Source organism: Microbacterium sp. BDGP8, assembly GCF_029991045.1.
Classification (GTDB): domain Bacteria; phylum Actinomycetota; class Actinomycetes; order Actinomycetales; family Microbacteriaceae; genus Microbacterium; species Microbacterium plantarum.
This window is the reverse complement of record NZ_CP120712.1, coordinates 2,654,633-2,674,475: the sequence shown is the minus strand read 5'-3', so window position 1 is coordinate 2,674,475 and position 19,843 is coordinate 2,654,633. Positions and strand designations below refer to the sequence as shown.

General features: G+C 70.4%; 16 protein-coding genes and 1 pseudogene. 12 read left to right on the top strand and 5 right to left on the bottom strand.

Annotated features, from left to right (window positions below):
• Positions 1-2: 2 nt before the first annotated feature.
• The 6 genes from P6897_RS12945 (at position 3) to P6897_RS12920 (ending at position 7,463) form a co-directional block, all read left to right on the top strand.
• Positions 3-704: a hypothetical protein gene (locus tag P6897_RS12945; RefSeq protein ID WP_162815471.1), complete on the top strand. Its 702-nt coding sequence runs from the start codon at positions 3-5 to the stop codon at positions 702-704.
• A 4-nt stretch (positions 705-708) separates the two neighbouring features.
• Positions 709-1,365, top strand: coding sequence for a hypothetical protein (locus P6897_RS12940; RefSeq protein ID WP_282501418.1), 657 nt, complete (start codon positions 709-711; stop codon positions 1,363-1,365).
• A gap of 89 nt (positions 1,366-1,454) precedes the next feature.
• Complete coding sequence (locus tag P6897_RS12935) at positions 1,455-2,969, top strand: AlkA N-terminal domain-containing protein (RefSeq protein ID WP_282501417.1); 1,515 nt, start codon at positions 1,455-1,457, stop codon at positions 2,967-2,969.
• Entirely contained in the window at positions 2,966-3,511 is a 546-nt protein-coding gene (locus tag P6897_RS12930; protein WP_282501416.1) for a methylated-DNA--[protein]-cysteine S-methyltransferase, read from the top strand. The genes P6897_RS12935 and P6897_RS12930 overlap by 4 nt, the downstream gene beginning before the upstream one ends.
• A gap of 308 nt (positions 3,512-3,819) precedes the next feature.
• Positions 3,820-5,655 carry an ABC transporter ATP-binding protein gene (locus P6897_RS12925; RefSeq protein WP_282501415.1) on the top strand — a complete coding sequence of 612 codons (1,836 nt, stop codon included), beginning with the start codon at positions 3,820-3,822 and terminating at the stop codon, positions 5,653-5,655.
• Complete coding sequence (locus P6897_RS12920) at positions 5,652-7,463, top strand: ABC transporter ATP-binding protein (protein WP_112617454.1); 1,812 nt, start codon at positions 5,652-5,654, stop codon at positions 7,461-7,463. The genes P6897_RS12925 and P6897_RS12920 overlap by 4 nt, the downstream gene beginning before the upstream one ends.
• 83 nt (positions 7,464-7,546) lie before the next feature.
• On the opposite strand, the gene P6897_RS12915 is transcribed toward P6897_RS12920, so the two are convergent.
• Both P6897_RS12915 and P6897_RS12910 read right to left on the bottom strand, forming a co-directional pair.
• Positions 7,547-8,473 carry a BadF/BadG/BcrA/BcrD ATPase family protein gene (locus P6897_RS12915; RefSeq protein ID WP_282501414.1) on the bottom strand — a complete coding sequence of 309 codons (927 nt, stop codon included), beginning with the start codon at positions 8,471-8,473 and terminating at the stop codon, positions 7,547-7,549.
• On the bottom strand, positions 8,470-9,450 hold the full coding sequence (locus tag P6897_RS12910; RefSeq protein WP_282501413.1) for an acetylxylan esterase: 981 nt from the start codon (positions 9,448-9,450) through the stop codon (positions 8,470-8,472). Before P6897_RS12910 ends, P6897_RS12915 begins: the two co-directional genes overlap by 4 nt.
• A gap of 115 nt (positions 9,451-9,565) precedes the next feature.
• Between P6897_RS12910 and P6897_RS12905 the strand changes: the two genes are divergently transcribed.
• Positions 9,566-11,782 carry an NADP-dependent isocitrate dehydrogenase gene (locus tag P6897_RS12905; protein WP_112617452.1) on the top strand — a complete coding sequence of 739 codons (2,217 nt, stop codon included), beginning with the start codon at positions 9,566-9,568 and terminating at the stop codon, positions 11,780-11,782.
• Positions 11,783-11,857: 75 nt separating this feature from the next.
• Here P6897_RS12905 and P6897_RS12900 read toward each other — a convergent pair whose 3' ends face one another.
• The 3 genes from P6897_RS12900 to P6897_RS12890 all read right to left on the bottom strand — a co-directional run bounded on the left by P6897_RS12900 (position 11,858) and on the right by P6897_RS12890 (position 14,379).
• A complete protein-coding gene (locus P6897_RS12900) occupies positions 11,858-12,310 on the bottom strand; it encodes a GNAT family N-acetyltransferase (protein WP_274178950.1) in 453 nt (150 codons plus the stop codon).
• Positions 12,311-12,378: 68 nt separating this feature from the next.
• Positions 12,379-13,818: a L,D-transpeptidase family protein gene (locus P6897_RS12895; RefSeq protein WP_282501412.1), complete on the bottom strand. Its 1,440-nt coding sequence runs from the start codon at positions 13,816-13,818 to the stop codon at positions 12,379-12,381.
• A gap of 123 nt (positions 13,819-13,941) precedes the next feature.
• Positions 13,942-14,379, bottom strand: coding sequence for a hypothetical protein (locus P6897_RS12890; RefSeq protein WP_269267931.1), 438 nt, complete (start codon positions 14,377-14,379; stop codon positions 13,942-13,944).
• Positions 14,380-14,551: 172 nt separating this feature from the next.
• Here P6897_RS12890 and P6897_RS12885 point away from each other — a divergent pair, with 172 nt between their 5' ends.
• From P6897_RS12885 to P6897_RS12865, 5 genes and pseudogenes are all read left to right on the top strand, one after another.
• On the top strand, positions 14,552-15,700 hold the full coding sequence (locus P6897_RS12885; RefSeq protein WP_274178948.1) for an ROK family protein: 1,149 nt from the start codon (positions 14,552-14,554) through the stop codon (positions 15,698-15,700).
• 94 nt (positions 15,701-15,794) lie between these two features.
• The gene (locus P6897_RS12880) at positions 15,795-17,054 is read left to right on the top strand and encodes an extracellular solute-binding protein (RefSeq protein WP_274178947.1); all 1,260 of its coding nucleotides are present in this window, start codon (positions 15,795-15,797) and stop codon (positions 17,052-17,054) included.
• 59 nt (positions 17,055-17,113) lie between these two features.
• On the top strand, positions 17,114-18,091 hold the full coding sequence (locus tag P6897_RS12875; protein ID WP_274178946.1) for a sugar ABC transporter permease: 978 nt from the start codon (positions 17,114-17,116) through the stop codon (positions 18,089-18,091).
• Complete coding sequence (locus P6897_RS12870) at positions 18,088-19,053, top strand: carbohydrate ABC transporter permease (RefSeq protein ID WP_282501411.1); 966 nt, start codon at positions 18,088-18,090, stop codon at positions 19,051-19,053. The genes P6897_RS12875 and P6897_RS12870 overlap by 4 nt, the downstream gene beginning before the upstream one ends.
• Positions 19,050-19,769, top strand: a pseudogene (locus P6897_RS12865) (ROK family protein); the annotation flags it as partial. The gene P6897_RS12870 and the pseudogene P6897_RS12865, both read left to right, overlap by 4 nt.
• Between the last annotated feature and the right edge of the window lie 74 nt (positions 19,770-19,843).

Genomic DNA, 19,843 nt, shown 5'->3' with positions numbered 1-19,843 from the left:
TGATGAGATCGACCTCGCGGATGACGATGACGGCGCTCGCCGTCGGATTGGTGTTGACGATGACCGGATGCGGTGGGCAGGGCGATCCCGGATCGACCGGAGGCGCCGGTGGCGGCGAGTCCGGTGAGACGTACGCCCAGGCCGAGCAGCGGTTCACGGCGCTGGCGACCGGCGTGCACTCGGTCATCATGGCCATCGAGCCGGCCGAGTGGAGTGTGGTCGACGGCGCGTATGGTGCTCATCCGACCGGGTGCCAGTCGGGCCTCAGCGAAGAGGGCGGGTATCGTCTCGTGGCGGTCCGCGGGATCGAGCTTCCCGGCCGTGACCCGCTGGAGGTCGCTCAGGCGGCCACGGGCGCTTTCGATGCTCTCGGTATCGACAGCGACACCGCCGACCGTGGGCAGGGAGATGCGCGCGAGGTGACCGTCGTCGCGACAGGCGGCATCGCCGAGCGGACTGTGGTCACTATTCGCCCGGCAACGGGCCAGGTGAGGGTGTCGGCCGAGACGGAGTGCGCGCCCGGATCAGCGCACGACCTCGCGACGCAGGTCTTCGGCGAAGAACGGCTGCCCGCGGATGTCTGGCGCCGGCTCCCGGCCTTCGACGGTCCGACATCCGAGCCGTCGTTCTCGTTCCCGCCCGACGGGCCGCTGTACTACGACGAGTCCGGCAACCCCGTGCAGCCGCAGCCCAGCGGCGACTGATCGCGTGCGCGCTCGTCAGCGTCTCGCCGTCGTCGCGACGATCGTCGCCGCTGCGGGCCTGACCGGTGCGTGCGCCGGTACGCCCGACGCGGATCCGTACCCCCGGGCGCGCGAGCAGTTCACGGCGATGGCCGACGAGCTGCATACGGTGATCATGGCCATCGAGCCGACCGATTGGCGAGTCGACCAGGGACAGTACGGAGCCCGCCCGAGCGGATGTCAGCTGGGCGTCAGCTCGGACACGGGATATTCGTTCACGGCGGTGCGCGCGCTCGATCTGCCGGGCCGGGAAGCCGCGGAGATCGCGGCGGCGGCATCCGAGGGCTTCGCCGAGCTCGGTGTCAACGCGGAGACCGTCGAGCGGGGTTCAGGGGATGCGCGGGAAGTGACGGTGGTGGGCGAGAGCGATGCCGCGCGCACCGTGGTGGTGATCCGTCCGGTCGATGGCCGTGTGCTCGTCTCCAGCGAGACCGCCTGCACGCCCGGGTCGAGCTCGGAGATCCTCACTGCGATCTTCGGGGAGGAGCAGTATCCCGACGACGTCTGGCGTCGGCTTCCCGCGACGGAGGGGCCGTCATCGGTGCCGCAGTTCTCCTTCCCGCCCGGCAGCCCCCTCCACTACGACGCCACCGGCGCGCCCATCCTGCCCCCGCCCCGCTGACTTCCCCGTCGACTCGCCAAAAAGTGCGCCGGAACGGTCGTGTCCGATTTCCGCGAGCCGGTGTCGGTGGAGCGTGTCAGGCTGGGGGCATGACCAGTGACGGGATGACCTTCGACGAGCGGTATCGCGCCATCGACGCGCGCGACCGCCGCTTCGACGGCCAGTTCGTCACGGCGGTGCGCTCGACGGGCATCTACTGCCGCCCGAGCTGCCCCGCGCGCACACCTCAGCCCGCCAACGTGACCTTCTACCCGACGAGCGCCGCCGCTCACGAGGCCGGATACCGCGCATGCAAACGCTGCCTGCCCGAGGCCACGCCCGGGTCGCCGCAGTGGAACCTCCGCGGCGACCTCGCCGCGCGAGCGATGCGTCTCATCGCCGACGGGGTCGTCGATCGCGAGGGCGTTCCGGGGCTCGCATCGCGCCTCGGCTACTCGTCGCGTCACCTCACCCGACTGCTCACCGCGGAGCTGGGGGCCGGACCCCTCGCGCTGGCCCGCGCGCACCGTGCCCACACCGCGCGCACCCTGCTCGTCGACACCGATCTCCCCATCGCCGATGTCGCCTTCGCCGCGGGGTTCGCGAGCGTACGACAGTTCAACGAGACGGTCGGTGAGGTCTTCGCGATGCCTCCCGGTCAGCTGCGCGCGCGCCGCCAGGCGGGGGAGCGGATGCCGGGCCGCATCGACCTCGTCCTCCCGGTGCGCGAGCCGTTCGACGCCGCGGGCCTCTTCGGATGGATGCGGGCCCACGCCATCCCCGGGGTCGAGTCGGGCGACGAACGCTCGTTCGCCCGCGTGATCCGTCTTGCCGGGGGACCGGCGTGGTTCGAGGTGCGCCAGGATGACGCGGGGCGCGTGCGCCTGCGCGCCGAGCTGGCCTCGCTGGCCGACCTGTCCACCCTCATCGCGCGGGTCCGGCGGCTGTTCGACCTCGACGCCGATCCGACGGCGATCGACGAGGCCCTCGCGCGGCATCCCGCACTCGCGCCTCTCGTGGCGAGGATCCCGGGCGTCCGCCTGCCCGCGGCGATGGACCCCGACGAGATGCTCATCCGCGCGATGATCGGCCAGCAGATCAGCGTCGCCTCCGCCCGCACCGTGCAGGGGCGCCTGACCGCCGAGCTCGGCGAGCCCGTCCAGACCGCCGCCGGCCCCGCGACACTCTTCCCGACGATGGCGGCGATCGCCGAGCGCGGCGCTGAGGTGCTGCGCGGGCCCGGGGCGCGCATCCGGGCGATCGTCGGCGCCGCCACCGCGCTCGCCGACGGCTCGCTGCGGCTGTCTCCCGGTGACGACACGCACGAGCAGCGCGCGGCGCTCCTCGCCTTGCCCGGCATCGGCCCCTGGACCGCCGACTATGTGCGGATGCGGGTGCTCGGCGACCCCGACATCCTGCTGCCCGGCGACGTCGCGGCACGCGCGGGGGCGGCCGCCGCCGGTATCCCCGCCGGCCCGTCCGAGCTGGTCGCCTGGGCCGAACGCGCCGCCCCCTGGCGCAGCTACCTCATGGCCCACCTCTGGTACGCCGCCCCCGTCACGCAGGCGTGGCGCGAAAGCGCGACCGAGCCGACCCTCCCGCCGTCCCGAAAGGCCCGAGCATGACCGCCGTCTCCCACGCCCCCGCCCCGATCGACGCCACCCGGGTCGAGACCGCTTCGATCCAGACGGTCGAGACGCCCGACGGTCCCTTCACGATCCTCGAGGCGCGCGGCGAGGTGCTCGCGTCGGGGTGGACGGCCGACCCGGTCGCGATCGTCGATCGGCTCCGGCCCGCCGCCCGCCCCATGCGGGTCGTCGAGGCCCGCACGGATGCCGCCGCCGCGGTCGCCGCGTACTACGCCGGCGACCTCGCGGCGATCGACGCGGTGCCGGTGCGCCAGTCGGGCACGGCGATGCAAAGCGCCGGCTGGCAGGCGCTCCGGCGGATCACGCCGGGCGAGCCGCTGACCTACACCGGCTTCGCGGCGGCGCTCGGTTCTCCCGGAGCCGTGCGTGCCGCGGCATCCGTCTGCGCGCGCAACGCCGCGGCCCTCTTCGTGCCGTGCCACCGCGTACTCCGCACCGGTGGGGCGCTCGGCGGGTTCGCCTGGGGCGTCGAGGTCAAGCAGAGTCTCCTGACGCGCGAGGCGCGGCTGAGCGGCTGAGCCGGCGCCAGTTTTTCCTTGCACTCAGCGAATACTCAGGTATAGCCTGGAGGGCTCCCGTGTGTGCAGCGGGTGCTCTGTCCGCTCGACCTCAGGAGGAAGCCATGTCCCCGGCCATCGTCATCACGAAGTCCGTCGCTCTCCTCATCATGGTTGACGGACGCCCCGCACGCGAAGGAATCGCCCGGTAGCTCCGGGAAGCGCTTCGCCGCTTCCGACGTTTCCTCCCGCGGGGCCCCGGTCCCGCTTCGCCGCGCTCGCGCGCGCCCCTCGCCGTCTTCGGCATCCGCTCGACACACCTCAGGATCATGACTTCCTCGACGCCCCCTCGTCTGTCCACGCCGCGCGCGCTCGCGCGTCTGCTCCCCTTCGCCAAACCGGTGCTGCCCCGGCTGAGCCTCGGCTTCGCCAGCGCGCTCATCGCGAGCCTGCTGGCTCTCGGCATCCCGCTCGTCCTCGAGGTGATCGTCGGCCCTGACGGCCCGATCAACTCGGGCGACCCGTGGCTCATCGTCCTCGGCGCCGGCGCCGTGCTCGCCCTCGGTCTGCTCGAGGCCCTCATGGTCTGGGCGCGCCGCTGGTTCGTCCTCGCCCCGGCGACCAAGGTCGAGTACGAACTGCGCACCGACTTCTTCGCGCGCCTGCAGCGGCTGCCGGTCGCCTTCCACGACCGCTGGCAGTCGGGTCAGCTGCTCAGCCGGATGATGCAGGACATCAGCCTCATCCGTCGCTGGCTCGCCTTCGGCATCGTCCTGCTCGTCGTCAACATGCTCACGATCGTCGTCGGCTCGATCATCCTGTTCCGGTGGCACTGGCTGCTCGGCACGATCTTCGTCGTGGTCTCGGCGCCGCTGTGGATCGCGGGATTCATCTTCGAGAACCGCTACGGCCTGCTCTCTCGGCAGAGCCAGGACCAGGCGGGCGACCTCGCCACGGCCGTCGAGGAGTCGGTCCACGGCATCCGCGTGCTGAAGGCGTTCGGCCGCGGCGGACACGCCTTGCAGAAGTTCACGCGTCAGGCCGAGACCCTGCGCGAGACCGAGGTGAAGAAGGCCAAGGCGGTCGGCTGGATCTGGTTCTGGCTCGTGCTGCTGCCCGACATCGCCTTCGCGCTGTGCCTCGGGGCGGGCATCTACCTCGTCCAGGCCGGTGAGCTCGGTGTCGACTCGCTCATCGCCTTCTTCGCGATGGCGACGATCCTGCGCTGGCCCGTCGAGTCGATCGGCTTCCTGTTCTCGTTCCTCGTCGACGCGCGGACGGCGACCGACCGTATCTTCGAGGTCTTCGACGAGCAGAACACGATCGTCGACCCCGAGGTCCCGACGACCATCGCGCAGCCGCGGGGCGAGCTCGTCTTCGAAGGCGCTCACTTCCGGTACCAGGACGCCCCCGAGAGCGAGCGCGACCTGCTCGACGGCATCGACCTGGCGCTGCGACCTGGCGAGACGATGGCCCTCGTCGGCCTCACGGGCTCGGGCAAGACGACGCTGACGACCCTGCCCGGGCGCCTGTACGACGTCACGGGAGGCCGCGTGCTGCTCGACGGCGTCGACGTGCGCGACCTGCGGCTCGACGAGCTGCGCCGTCACGTCGGCATGGCGTTCGAGGACGCGACGCTGTTCTCGCAGACCGTCCGAGAGAACGTGCTGCTCGGTCGCGAGGACCTCGAACGCGGCAGCGAGGAGGCCGAGCGCGTCATGCGCGAGGCTCTCTCGGTCGCGCAGGCGAACTTCGTCGACTCCCTTCCGAACGGCGTCGACACGGTCATCGGCGAAGAGGGGCTGAGCCTGTCGGGCGGACAGCGGCAGCGCCTGGCGCTCGCCCGAGCCGTGGCCGCGCGCCCGGCCGTGCTCGTGCTCGACGACCCGCTGTCGGCGCTCGACGTCGACACCGAGGCGCTCGTCGAAGATGCGCTGCGCGAGGTGCTGGCCGACACGACGGCACTCATCGTCGCGCACCGCCCCTCGACCGTGACCCTTGCCGATCGTGTGGCGCTGCTCGAGGAGGGGCGGGTGACCGCGGTCGGCACCCACTCCGAGCTGCTGCGCACGAGCGAGCACTACCGGCACGTGATCTCGAGCCTCGAGGACGAGCAGGACCGACACGACCAGGAACGACAGGATGAAACGGAGGTGACCCTGTGAGCACCGTCACCGGGACGAGCGGCGAGGACCGCTCCGATTACACCCGCGAGGAGAGCCGAGAGATCCGGCGACGCTCGCTGCGTCTGCTCGGGTCGCTGGTCTCCCCGCTGCGCATGCAGCTGGCGCTGGCGGCGGTCGTGCTCGTCGTCTCGACGGCGCTGCGCGTCGCGGGCCCCGCACTCGTCGGCTGGGGCATCGCCAACGCGCTGCCGGCCGTGCAGGAGCAGGCCGACTGGATGCCGACCATCGCGGTCGTCGTCGTCTTCCTCATCACCGCTGTCGGCGGTGCCGCGCTCATCGGCTGGTACGCCGTTGTCGCGGCGCGTCTGACCCAGGCGGTCATGATCGACCTCCGCAAGCGCATCTTCCGCCACACGCAGCGCCTCAGTCTCGAGTTCCACGAGTCGTACACGTCGGGACGCATCATCTCGCGCCAGACGAGCGACCTCGACACCATCCGCGAGCTGCTCGACGGCGGCCTGAACGAGCTCGTCTCGGGTCTGCTCTACGGCGGATTCACGCTCATCGCGCTGCTGCTGCTCGACTGGCAGTCGGGCGTCATCCTCGCGGTCATGGGCATCCCGCTGTTCCTGCTCATGCGCTGGTTCTACCTGCGGTCGCAGGTCGTCTACCGCGAGTCGCGCGTCATCAGCGCGAAGGTGATCGTGAAGTTCGTCGAGTCGATGACCGGCATCCGTGCGGTCAAGGCGTTCCGCAAAGAACCCGCGAACGACACCGAGTTCGGTGGGCTGTCGAGCGACTACCGCGATGTGAACATGCGCTCGATCCGCCTGTTCGGAACCTTCGAGCCGGCGCTCATGGCCGTGGCATCCGTCTCGCTCGCCCTCGTGCTCGCCTGGGGAGGATTCCGGGTCGTCGACGGCACGCTGAGTCTCGGGTTCCTGCTGTCGGCCGTGCTGTACGTGCGGAACTTCTTCGCGCCCATGCAGGAGGTCGCCTTCTTCCTCAACTCGTACCAGTCGGCGACGGCGGCGCTCGAGAAGGTCTCGGGTGTGCTCGAGGAGGACCCGACGGTCCCCGACCCGACCGATCCCGTCGAGCTGCGGGAGGCCCGCGGGCACCTGCGGTTCGAGGACGTGACGTTCGGCTACTCGGATGCCGTGACGATCCTGCCCGACTTCGCGCTCGACATGCCCGCGGGGCAGACGATCGCGCTCGTCGGCACGACCGGTGCGGGCAAGTCGACGCTCGCCAAGCTCGTCGCGCGGTTCTACGACCCCACGAAGGGGCGGGTCACGCTCGACGGCGTCGACCTGCGCCGGCTGCATCCGAAAGATCTGCGCCGCGCGATCGTCATGGTCACGCAGGAGGCCTACCTGTTCAGCGGGACGGTCGCCGACAACATCGCGCTCGGCAAGCCCGACGCGACGATGGATGAGATCCAGGCGGCGGCGAAGGCCGTCGGGGCGCACGAGTTCATCGAGCGGCTGCCCGACGGATACGCAACCGACGTCAACAAGCGCGGCGGGCGCGTGTCGGCCGGGCAGCGTCAGCTGATCTCGTTCGCGCGAGCCTTCCTCGCCGACCCGGCGGTGCTGATCCTCGACGAGGCGACGGCGTCGCTCGACATCCCGAGCGAGCGGCAGATCCAGGAGGCCCTGGGCACGCTGCTGGCCGACCGTACGGCGATCATCATCGCGCACCGCCTGTCGACGGTGGCCATCGCCGACCGGGTGCTCGTGATGGAGCACGGCCGCATCATCGAGGACGACACCCCCGCCGCGCTCATCGCCGGCACGGGCAAGTTCGCCCAGCTGCACAGCGCGTGGCGCGAGTCGCTCGTCTGAGCTCACGCCGAGAACGCACCGCCCCCGCGAGAACGTACCGGGGGCGGTGCGTTCTCGGCGTAACGGTGCGTTCTCGGTGCCGGTCAGCGGATGTCGCCAGCGCGGTGGGTGACCGCGGCGAGGGGGTGAGAGGTGTCGAGATCGGCGAGGGCCATCACGCCGTCGATGCCGACACCGACGGGCGCCACCAGGCGCACCGATGCGTCGCCCGTGTGCAGGTCGGCGGTGAAGGCCTCGAGCAGCGGGATGGAACCGAAGACGCCGCCGATCGCGCACACCGGGAAGGTCTCCTCGTCGGTGCGCACCTGGGCGATCGCCGCGCGCACGCTCTGCGCGAGCTCGTGCGCGGCGCGGACCGAGATGTCCTGCGCGACGGTGTCGCCGGCGACGGCGGCGCGCGCGACGACGGCGGCGAAGCTCGCGACGACGCGGACCCGATCGGGATCGGCCTGCAGGCTCATGTACGCCTGCGACAGGTCAGGCCACCGGTCCGACACCGTCGCCGTCAGCTCGGTCGTCGGCCCCCGGCCGTCGTAGGCGCGCATCACGGCATCCAGGGCCTGGCGGCCGATCCAGTAGCCGCTGCCGGCGTCGCCCATGATCCACCCCCACCCGTCGACGCGCGCAGTGGTTTCCGCGCCGACGGCGAGCGTGACGACTCCGGTTCCGGCCGCGACGACGGCTCCGCGTCGGTCACCGAGCGCGCCGAGGAACGAGGTCGTCGAGTCGTGGGCGAGCACGACGCCGCGCACGCCCTGCGCCGCCGTGAGCGCGAGCATCGCGTCGGCGTCGGCGTTCGCGTCGGTCAGCCCCGAGATACCCGCGACCACGATGTCAGCGGGCGAGCCTGTGCGCGCCGCGGTCTCGGCGACGACGGCGGCGAGCTGGGGGAGCAGCGGCTCACCGGTCCGGATGCCGGGGAAGAGCAGGTCTTCACCGGATGCCGCAGTCGCGCGCACCTTGATGCCGCTCTGCCCCGCGTCGATCGCGAGCACGCGTCGTTCGCTCACGGGGTGCCCCCGAGCACGCGGCGCAGGAAGCCCGCCTGCGCCTCCCACTGGTATCCCTGGCCGCCCTCGTGCTCGTTGAAGGGGAAGACCGACATCTCCTTGTGCGCGCCGCCGTAGGCGTTGAACGCGGCGTAGACCGTCGAGGGCGGGCACACCGGATCGAGCAGTCCGACCGAGAACAGGGTCGCCGCGTCGGCGCGGCGGGCGAAGTTCACGCCGTCGAAGTACGACAGCGTCTCGAAGACCCGCGCCTCGGCGCCGCGGTGCACGGCGAGCCAGCGCACGACCTCCTGGTAGGGGTCGCTGCCGGTGAAACCGATGGCGCGCTCGAAGTGGCAGAGGAAGGGAACGTCGGGCATCGCCGCGACGAGTCCGTCGCTCAGGCCGGCGGCCGCGATGGCGATGCCGCCGCCCTGGCTGCCGCCCGTGACCGACACCCGTGAGGCGTCGACCTCCGGCAGCGACCGCACCGCGTCGACCGCGCGCACGGCGTCGGTGAACACGCGCCGGTAGTAGTAGGTCTCGGGCGACTCGATGCCGCGCGTCATGAAGCCGGGCACGGCGGGGCCGGAGCCGTGGGGGTCGGGAGTCTCGCCGCCGCTGCCCCACACACTGCCCTGTCCGCGGGTGTCCATGACGAACGAGGCGTACCCGGCAGTGGCCCAGGCGAGCCGCTCGGTCGGCAGGCCGCGTCCGCCGCCGTAGCCGACGAACTCCACGACCGCCGGCAGCGGGCCCTCGCGATGCGCGGGGAGGATCAACCAGGCCTTCACGGGATCACCGCCGTACCCGGGGAAGGTCATGTCGTGCACGTCGACCGTCGCGTACAGCTCGGATGCCGCGGACACGGTCACCTCACCGCCGGCCTCACGCGATCCCGCGAGCGTCGCCGACCAGAAATCGTCGAAATCGCTGGGCTCGCTCACCTCCGGGCGGTAGTCCTGAAGTTCGGCGAGCGAGAGATCGAAGCGCGGCACGCGCTCACCCTAGCGCGAAGCCCGGAACCGTGAGAGATATCTCGACATCGAGAGAACCACCCCCGTGCGATACGCTGAGGAACGACCCTCGACGCGCTTTTTGGAGAGACGACACGTGCCCGACTCGACCATCATCTACACGTACACCGACGAGGCGCCGGCACTGGCCACCGCCTCCTTCCTGCCCATCGTCGAGGCCTTCGCCGGTGCGGCCGGCGTGGCTATCGAAACCCGCGACATCTCGCTCGCGGGTCGCATCCTCGCCGCCTTCCCGCAGAACCTCACGCCCGAGCAGCAGGTCGGCGACGCCCTCGCCGAGCTCGGCGGCCTGGCGACGCTGCCCGAGGCCAACATCATCAAGCTGCCGAACATCTCGGCCTCGATCCCGCAGCTGAAGGCGGCCATCGCCGAGCTTCAGGCCGCGGGATACGACATCCCGAACTACCCGGACGAGCCGCAGAACGTCGACGAGAAGGACGTGCGCGCGCGCTACGACCGCATCAAGGGCTCCGCCGTGAACCCCGTGCTGCGCGAGGGCAACAGCGACCGCCGGGCCCCGCTCTCGGTCAAGAACTACGCCCGCAAGCACCCGCACCGCAACAAGCCGTTCGCCGACGGGTCGAAGACTCGCGTCGCGACGCTGGGCCACGACGACTTCAAGTCGAACGAGACCTCGACGGTCATCGAAGGCGACGACGTCCTCGCCATCCGCTTCACGGCTCAGGACGGCACCGTCACCGAGCTGAAGTCGGGCCTGAAGGTGCTGCCGGGCGAGGTCGTCGACGCGACCTTCCTTTCGGCCGCAGCCCTCGACGCCTTCCTCGCCGACACGGTCGCGCAGGCCGCGTCGGACGACGTGCTGTACTCGGTGCACCTGAAGGCGACGATGATGAAGGTCAGCGACCCGATCATCTTCGGCCACGTCGTCCGCGCCTTCTTCGCCGACGTGTTCGCTCGCTACGGCGATGACCTCGCCGCCGCCGGCCTCACCCCCAACGACGGCCTCGGCGCCATCCTCGCGGGCCTCTCGCAGCTCGCGAACGGCGACGAGATCCGTGCCGCCTTCGAGGCCGCCATCGCCTCCGGGCCCCGTCTGTCGTACGTCAACTCCGACAAGGGCATCACGAACCTGCACGTGCCCTCCGACGTGATCGTCGACGCCTCGATGCCGGCCCTCATCCGCAACGGCGGCAAGCTCTGGGGCGCCGACGGCGGCGAGGACGACACGATCGCCGTCATCCCCGACTCCTCCTACGCCGGCGTCTACCAGGCGACGATCGAGGACGTCATCGAACACGGCCCGCTCGACCCGGCCACGATCGGCTCGGTGCCCAACGTCGGCCTGATGGCGCAGGCGGCCGAAGAGTACGGCTCGCACGACAAGACCTTCGAGATCCCGGCCGCCGGAACCGTCGAGGTCGTCGACTCGTCCGGGTCGGTCCTGCTGTCGCACGAGGTTCAGGCGGGCGACATCTGGCGCGCGACGCAGACGAAGGATGTCGCGGTGCGCGACTGGGTCAAGCTCGCCGTCACCCGCGCGCGTGCGACGGGCGTGCCCGCCGTGTTCTGGCTCGACGAGAACCGTGCCCACGACGCGAACCTCATCGCGAAGGTGAAGACCTACCTCGCCGAGCACGACACGGACGGGCTCACGATCGAGATCCTCGCTCCCGCCGACGCGACGCGCTACTCGCTCGAACGCATCCGCCGCGGCGAGGACACCATCTCGGTCACCGGCAATGTGCTCCGCGACTACCTGACCGACCTCTTCCCGATCCTCGAGGTGGGCACGAGCGCCAAGATGCTCTCGATCGTCCCGCTGCTGGCCGGCGGTGGTCTGTTCGAGACCGGCGCGGGCGGTTCGGCTCCGAAGCACGTGCAGCAGCTCGTCGCCGAGAACTACCTCCGGTGGGACTCGCTGGGTGAGTTCTTCGCCCTCGCGGCGTCGTTCGAGCACCTCGCCGAGTACACCGGCAACGCTCACGCGAAGGTGCTCGCCGACACGCTGGATGCCGCCACCGGCACGTTCCTCGAGCAGGACAAGTCGCCGGGTCGCGCACTCGGCACGATCGACAACCGCGGCAGCCACTTCTACCTCGCGCTGTACTGGGCGCAGGAGCTGGCGGCTCAGACGGTCGACGCCGAACTCGCCGCCGCCTTCGCGCCGGTCGCCGAGACCCTCGCCGCGAACGAAACGGCGATCGTGGAGGAGCTGATCGCGGTGCAGGGTTCGCCGGCCGAGATCGGTGGCTACTACCGTCCCGACGCCGAGCTGGTCGCGGCCGTCATGCGGCCTTCGGCGACGCTGAACGGCATCATCGACGGGCTTTGACTCCGCTCTGACACAGCGAAACGCCCCGGCCGCTTCGGCGCCCGGGGCGTTTCGCGTCGTGCGTGGGGGAGTCCGTCAGAAGCGGATCTCGGCGACGACCTCGCCGTACTCGGTCTCGTTGACCGGCGTGAAGCCGACACGGGTGAAGAACGCTTCGGGCCCGCCCTCTCCGGCCTCGTAGATCACGTTGAGGCAGTCGAAGCCTCGCTTGCGCGCCTCGTCGACGAGCTGTTCGACGGCGAACCGTCCGACACCGCGGCCCTGGTCGTCGGCGTCGACGTTGATGCGCCACAGCACCGAGCGGAAGTGCTCGTGCGGCGCGTCGGGGTCGAAGCCCGCGCTGACGAAGCCGACGACCTCGTCACCGTCCAGGATCACGCGCTGCCACGAGGTCGCCGGGTCGACCACGGTCGCCGCGATCGCGTAGCTCTCGGGCACGACGAATCGCTCCTGCCCGGGCTTCAGCGACAGGTTGTTCACCGCGACGATCGTCGACGCCGACAGTTCTTCCACTCGGAGGTCAGCCATGGTCACAGGCTAACGGTGATCGATCGACCGCGCATCGGTCGATCGGGGGATGGGCCCGGATGCGTCGATCAGGCGTGGACGTAGACGTCGGTTCCGGCGACAGCCCACTCGTAGATCTGGGCGGCGCGCGAGTCGGGCATCCCGACGCAGCCGGCGCTCATCCGGTTGCCCCAGTTGCTGTGCCAGTAGACGCCGTGGAACGCCTGGTCGCCGTTGAAGTACATCGCCCACTTCACATCGGGCTGGACGTAGCTCACGCCCGAGTCGGCCGCGGTGCCGCGCATGTCCTGGCGCGGAGTCTTCCACCCGATCGTGTAGTAGCCGGTCTGGGTGTCAGCGCCGGGGCGGCCGGTGGAGACGAGCCACGAGTCGACCACGGCGCCGTTCTCCTTGAGGTAGAGGCGCTGTTCGCTCAGGTCGACCTCGAGCAGCCGTGTGATGGTCTCCGTCGTGACGGGGACGACCTCGACGGGCAGGCGGTAGGCGGCATCACCCGTCGCGAGCTGCTCCGCGAATCCGGCGGCGATGCCGTCCGTCGAGCTCAGCGTGCGACCGTCGAGGCCGGCGTCGGAGTCGTCGATGACCTCACCCGCGGCGTTGGCGAACACCACGCCGTTGACGGGCGCCCGATCGACGAGCCCCGGAAGGGTGTCGACCACGGGCTGGATGGCGGCGGGGTCGGCCGTGATCTCGAACGAGCCGTCGTCTTTCGTGCTGACCGTGAGCCAGCTCGCGGCGAGCGCGCGGTCGACGGGGACCGTGCGCTCGTCGCCGACGTAGAAGCCGACGCCGTCGAGCATGCTGTTCAGCGAAGCGGCGGCCTCCTCCGCCGCGGCGGTGGTGGTCAGCGCCGTCACGGGCGTGAGCTCGGGGTCGATGACCGCGTCGGTCGTGCCGGAGTCGAAGGCGCTCTGCAGGCCCGCACGGGCCGCCTCGGGGTCGACGCCCGCACCGGGGACGTCGGGACTGACGACATACGACGAGCCGTCGAAGGAGACGGATGCCGCCGTAGGCTCGACGTACAGGTCGCCCGCGGCGCCTCGCAGGGCGGTGGTGGCCGTCGCTTCATCGAGGGCCACGGGAGCAGCGATGGGCTCGCCGAACCACTGGGTGATGTTCCAGGCGGGCCGCGCGTCGAAGGCGGAGGAAGCGAGCTGCGTGCCGTCGACCTGTGCTCCGAGATCCGCACCGGAGACGCTGTCTCCGCCCTCGCCGAGCGTGACAGTGGTCTGATCGAGGCGGTCCTGTACGGCGGCCGCAGCGGCGCCCGGCGTCATGAAACCGACGGGAACACCGCCGATCGAGGTGCCGGGGGCGATCAAGAAGAGCGATGCGGCGGCGCCGCCGAGCGCGACGACGCCGACGGGAATGCCGATCCACAAGCCGAGGTGCCGCTTCTTGGGCGCCGGCTCCACGGGCGCCCATTCGACGCGCTGCCCGGCATCGTCCGAGGGCGTGCCTCGCTCGGCCGTGCTCTCGTGATCATGCTTCGACGCGACATCCGTCACCGCTGTACCCCCGTCTGCGCGTGAAAGCGCACTCGGTTCTTATGGTACGCGAAGGCACTCGGAGAGCGGCCTGAGTGAAACCAGAGCGTTATCTGGCGGCGCGATCCGGATCGCGCCGATGCGTCATTCCGTGCCGCAGAGCTCGGTGTAGGTGTCGATGCTGCCCTGCACGTCGCTCAGCGCCGTGGTGAGCTCCGTCGCACGATCGGTGTCACCGGCGGCCACAGCCTCCATCGATTCGGCGGCCGAGGAGAACGCCGTCTGCAGGTCGGGCAGGATGCCGGACACCTCTTCGTTCGTCACTTGGGCGGCGGCGTCGCCCATGCCGTCCGAGATCGTGCGCAGCGCGCCGGCGGCGGCGGCGGGATCGGAGGGGTCGATCTCCTGGATTCCCTGCGTCGCCTCGGTCATGACGTCGTTGACCTGGGTGCACGCCTCCTCGACCGACTGGGTGCTTGCGGGGGTCGAGCCCCCAGCAGCGGAGCCGTCTCCGCCGGTGCACCCGGTCAGGGCGACGAGCGCCAGCGCGGTGACGGTGAGGGCGGTCAGGCGACGGTTCATGGGGTTCTCCTCGATGCAGCGATCTCTCCACCCTACGGAGGCGCGACGATCGAACGTTCCCCTTGACATCTGCAGGGGAGGCAATGTGCAGATGTAACGGGTTTGTAAACATCGCTAGCAAACCTGGACGCAACTCTTGTGTCCGCCACATTCGTAAGGTCTACTAACAAACATGGCGAGCACCGATACCGAGGCCCCGCGGCGCACGACGCGCACCCGGCGCCCGGGCGCGAAGATCCTGCCCGAGCACGCTCGGGCGCATAACCGCGCGCTCGTGCTCGAACGGCTCTTCCACGGCGGAGCGATGAGCCGTGCTGACCTCGCTCGCCAGACCGGCTTGACCCGGGTGACGATCTCCGACCTCGTCGCCGAGCTCATCGGCGACGGCTTCGTCAGTGAGCGAGGCACCCGCGAGGCCGCCGGACCGGGCAAGCCCGCGATCCTCGTCGACCTCGCTCGCGACGGCCACCGCATCGTCGGCCTCGACCTCTCGGGGAGCGACCGTTTCCTCGGTGCGGTGATGACCCTCGACGGCGAGATCGTCGCTCGTCACGAGGTCGCCGTGCCCCGAGGCCGCGACGACATCCTGCCGGCGGTCGTGCACCTCGCGCGAACACTGGTGGACGACGCGCACGCGCCGGTGCTCGGCGTCGGCGTCGGCACCCCCGGTGTCGTCGATGACACCGGAGTCGTCCTCGCGGCACCCGGCCTCGGCTGGGATCGCCTCGACCTCACCGGCATCCTGAGCGAGGCGGTCGGCGCCCCGGTGCTCGTTGCCAACGACGCCAACGCCGCAGTGCTCGCCGAGCACACGTTCGGCGGTGCCGGCGACGACATCATCCTCGTGAAGGTCGGCCGCGGTGTCGGTGCGGGCCTGCTCACGGGTGGCGAACCGCTGCGCGGCGCGCGCTCGGCCGCCGGCGAGATCGGCCACGTGACGGTGGGCACCGACGGCGGCCCCGATTGCGCGTGCGGGAAGGTGGGATGTCTCGAGGCCTGGATCTCGGTTCCGTCGCTCTCCGCGCGTATCGCTGCCGGCGCCGCGAGCGACCGCGACGGTCTGCTGCGAGACGCGGGCGAACGTCTCGGCATCGCCCTGGCCCCCATCGTGGGTGCTCTCGACCTGTCGGAGATCGTCCTCTCCGGCCCCGCGGAACTTCTCGACGGCACGCTTGCGAGCGCCGCCGCCGAGACGGTGCGCACACGCACGCTCGCCACGTTCCACGACGAGCTGCAGGTGCGGATGACGGAGCAGGGCCAGGACATCGTCCTGCGCGGTGCTGCCGTCATGGTCCTGTCAGGGCGTCTCGGCGTCTCCTGACTTCGCTCCACAGCTCCATAGCCCCACCTGCACCACCAGCTCCACACCCGGGCGAGCCATCCGACTCGTCGACACCAGAGAAGAAGGAATCACCATGAAGAAGAGCCTCGGAGCACTGTCGCTCCTCGGTGTCTCCGCCCTGCTGCTCGCCGGTTGCGCGAGCGGCGACGCGGGACAGAGCGCCGAGACCGGCGACCTGACCGTATGGCTGGTCGGCACCGACACGCCTCAGGACGCCCGCGACTACCTCAAGAAGACGTTCGAAGCAGAGAACGAGGGCTGGACGCTGACGATCGAGGAGAAGACCTGGGCCGACACCGCGGACAACTACGTCGCCGCGCTGTCGTCGAACGACGCGCCCGATCTCGTCGAGGTCGGCAACACGCAGTCGCCCGGCTTCATCGATCAGGGTCTGTTCCTCGACATCTCCGACCTCCAGGCGGACCTCGGCGGCGACGAACTGCTGCAGAGCTTCGTCGAGCTCGGGTCGGCGGACGGCAGCCTGTACGCCGCTCCCTACTACGCGGGGTCGCGCATCGTCTTCTACTCGCCCTCTTCGTACAGCGGCGAGGTGCCGACGACGCTCGAGGAGTACGTCGCCGACGGCATCGCTGCGACGACCGCCACCAAGTCGGGCATCTACGCCCCCGGCAAGGACTGGTACAACGCGCTGCCCTACGTCTGGGCGAACGGCGGCGAGATCGCGACGCAGGACGGCGACACCTGGAAGGGCGGCTTCTCCAGCTCGGGCGGCATCGCCGGTCTGACGATGCTCCAGGACGTCTACCAGAACGCGACGACCGCGCCGGCTGACGCGGACGAGACCGATCCGCAGGTTCCGTTCTGCGCCGGCGAGATCGGCTTCCTCTCGGCTCCGGCGTGGGTGAAGTGGTCGATCCTCGCGCCCGCCGACGACGCGAAGGCCCCGGGCTGCCCCGAGACGGTCGGCGCCGATCTGAAGGCGTTCGCTCTTCCGGGCATGACCGCCGGTGAGGTCGCTCCGGTCTTCGCCGGAGGCTCGAACATCGCTATCGCGGCGAAGTCGGACGCTCCCGACAAGGCCGAGGCCGCACTCAAGATCATCCTCTCGGAGGGGTACCAGAAGATCCTCGCCGAGAACGGGCTCATCCCCGCGCTGACCTCGTTCGCCGACTTCCTGCCCGATGACGAGATCACGGTCGAGGCGGCGAAGGCCGTCGCATCGTCGAAGGCCGTTCCGGCGAGCCCCAACTGGTCCGAGGTCGAGTCTTCCGGTGTGATCAAGGACGCTCTCGTCAAGATCGCGCAGGGCGGCGACGTCACGGCGATCGCGACCGAGCTCGACGGTCAGATCGAAGCCATCCTCAACAAGTAGTCGTGAGTCGTGGGGCGCGGGAGTCCGCGCCCCACGAACACCGCAGAGAGGACAGCACGATGACTAACGTGCTCACCCGAACGCCGCGACGGCCCGAGCCGCGGGCGAAGCACGGGCCGCCGCCTACCGCGCGGCAACGGTCTCGGCGTCGCCGCGACAACGTCGGCGCGCTGACGCTCCTCGGCCCCTCGCTCATCATCCTCGGGGTGATGGTCGGGTACCCCGCCGTACTGATGCTCGTGCAGTCGTTCACCGACTACGCCATCCGCAACAAGGTGCAGGGCACGCTTCCCGACTTCATCGGGTTCGAGAACTACCTCGAGGTCTTCACGCAGTCCGACTTCCCGGCCGTCCTCGTCCGCAGTCTCGGGCTGATGGTGGCCATGACCGTGCTGATCGTGGGGCTCGGCGCCCTCGTGGCGGTGCTCATGACGCGCCTGCGGCGCGGGTGGCGCATCCTCGTCTCGCTCGGTCTCCTCCTCGCCTGGGCGATGCCGCCGCTGGCGGCGACCACGGTCTGGGGATGGATCTTCGACTCGCAGTACGGCATCGTCAACTGGGCGCTGAACACGATGACCGGCTCGACCGACTGGACCAACCACTCGTGGCTGGCGAACCCGTGGTCGTTCTTCTTCGTCCTGACGGTGATCGTGGTCTGGCAGGGCGTGCCCTTCGCGGCCTTCACCCTGTACGCGGCGCTGGGGCAGGTCCCCGCCGAGGTGCTCGAGGCGGCATCCCTCGACGGCGCGGTCGGGTGGCAGCGCTTCCGACTCGTCGTGTTCCCGTATCTGCGCAACGTCGTGACGGTCGTCGTGGTGCTGCAGGTCATCTGGAACCTCCGTATCTTCACGCAGGTCTACGCGCTGCAGCAGCGTGGCGGCCTCATCTCCGAGACCAACGTGCTCGGCACCTACATCTTCCGGCAGGGCCCGGGGGAGTTCGGCGTCACGAGCGCGATCGGCGTGCTCATGGTCGTGCTGCTCCTCACCCTCTCGTGGGGATACATCCGCACCACGCTCAAGGAGGAGGAGCTGTGAGCACCCAGGTCACCCCGGCGACCCAGCTCGGCACGATCGGGGTCGATGAGGTCGTCGGCGAGGTGGGCCGGGCGAAGCGCCCCCGGCCGCGCTCGCTCGCCGTGCGACGACCGCCGCGCCGCCGCATCCTCTCGCGCGCAGGACTGAACCTCGCCGCGCTCGTCGTGTTCGTGTGCTCGGTGTTCCCCGTCTACTGGATGCTGAACATGTCGTTCACGCGCGGCGAGAGCATCATCAGCCGCACCCCGAGCTTCCTCCCCTTCGACTTCACGCTCGGCAACTACGCCACGGCATGGACGCGCGAGGCGGCCCCGGGGCAGACCGACTTCGTGCACGGGCTCCTCTCGTCGACCCTGGTGACGGTCGGCGTGCTCGTCATCACGCTGGTGCTGGCCTTCCTCGCCTCGATCGCCGTGGCCCGCATCCGCTTCCGTGGGCGGCGCTCGTTCATCGTCGCCGTCCTCATCGTGCAGATGATCCCGGGCGAGGCGATGATGTTCACGATCTACGGCATGATCGACGACTGGCGCCTGATGAACACCCTCGTCGGCCTCGGCATCGTCTACGTCGCCGCCGTCATCCCCTTCACGATCTGGACACTGCGCGGATTCGTCGCGGGTGTTCCGGCCGATCTCGAAGAGGCGGCCATGATCGACGGGTGCACCCGCACCCAGGCGTTCTGGAAGGTGACGTTCCCCCTGCTGGCGCCCGGACTCGTCGCCACGGGCATCTTCGCCTTCATCCAGTCGTGGAACGAGTTCACCATGGCGTTGCTGCTCATGAAGGGCTACAACCTGACGCTCCCGCCGTGGCTGCTGTCGTTCCAGTCGGCGACGGCAGCGACCAACTGGGGCGCCGTGATGGCGGCATCCACCCTCATCTCGATCCCCGTCGTGATTTTCTTCCTCATCGTGCAGGGGCGGATGTCGGGCGGGCTCGTGTCGGGGGCCGTGAAGGGATGACGCTGCGCATCGGTGTCGACGTGGGCGGCACGAAGATCCTCGCCGTGTCCGTGGATGGCGACGGCAACGAGATCGCCCGGCTGCGTCGGCCGACCGGGTGGGGCGGCGATGTCGTCGCCGACGGCGTCGCGGCGGTCGTCGCCGACCTCGCGGGGGCTGAATCGGTCGTCGCGGTCGGCGTGGGCGTGCCCGGGCAGATCCTGCCGGGCAGCGGCGTCGTCGAGCATGCCCTGAACCTCGGAATCGACCGGTACGACCTCGCGGGAGCCGTCGCGGCGCGGATCGGCATTCGACCGGTGATCGACAACGACGTGCGGTACGCGGCGGTGGGTGCCCGGGCACTCCGTGCCGGGGGAGGATCGCTCGCTTTCCTGAACCTCGGAACCGGCATCGCCGCGGGCATCGTCGACGAGACGGGCCCGCGCCGCGGCGGGCGCGGCGCGGCCGGTGAGGTCGGGCACATCCCCATCGACCCGAATGGGCCCCGTTGCCGCTGCGGACAGCGCGGATGCATCGAGGCGTTCGCCGGCGGGGGAGCCGTCGCCGAGCGCTGGGGCGGTTCCTCGCCGCTGCCCGTGCTCGCGGTCTTCGATGCTGCGGATGCGGGAGACGAGCGCGCCGACGGCATCAGAGCGGACGTGGTGCGCGGCGTCGAGGCGGCGGTCCGGCTGCTGGTGCTCACGACCGACGTCGACGTGGTCGTCTTGGGCGGGGGCGTCGCCGCGCTCTCCGATCGGCTGCTCGTCCCGGTGCGGGCCGCTCTCGCCGCATCCGCCGGCGCGTCGCCGTT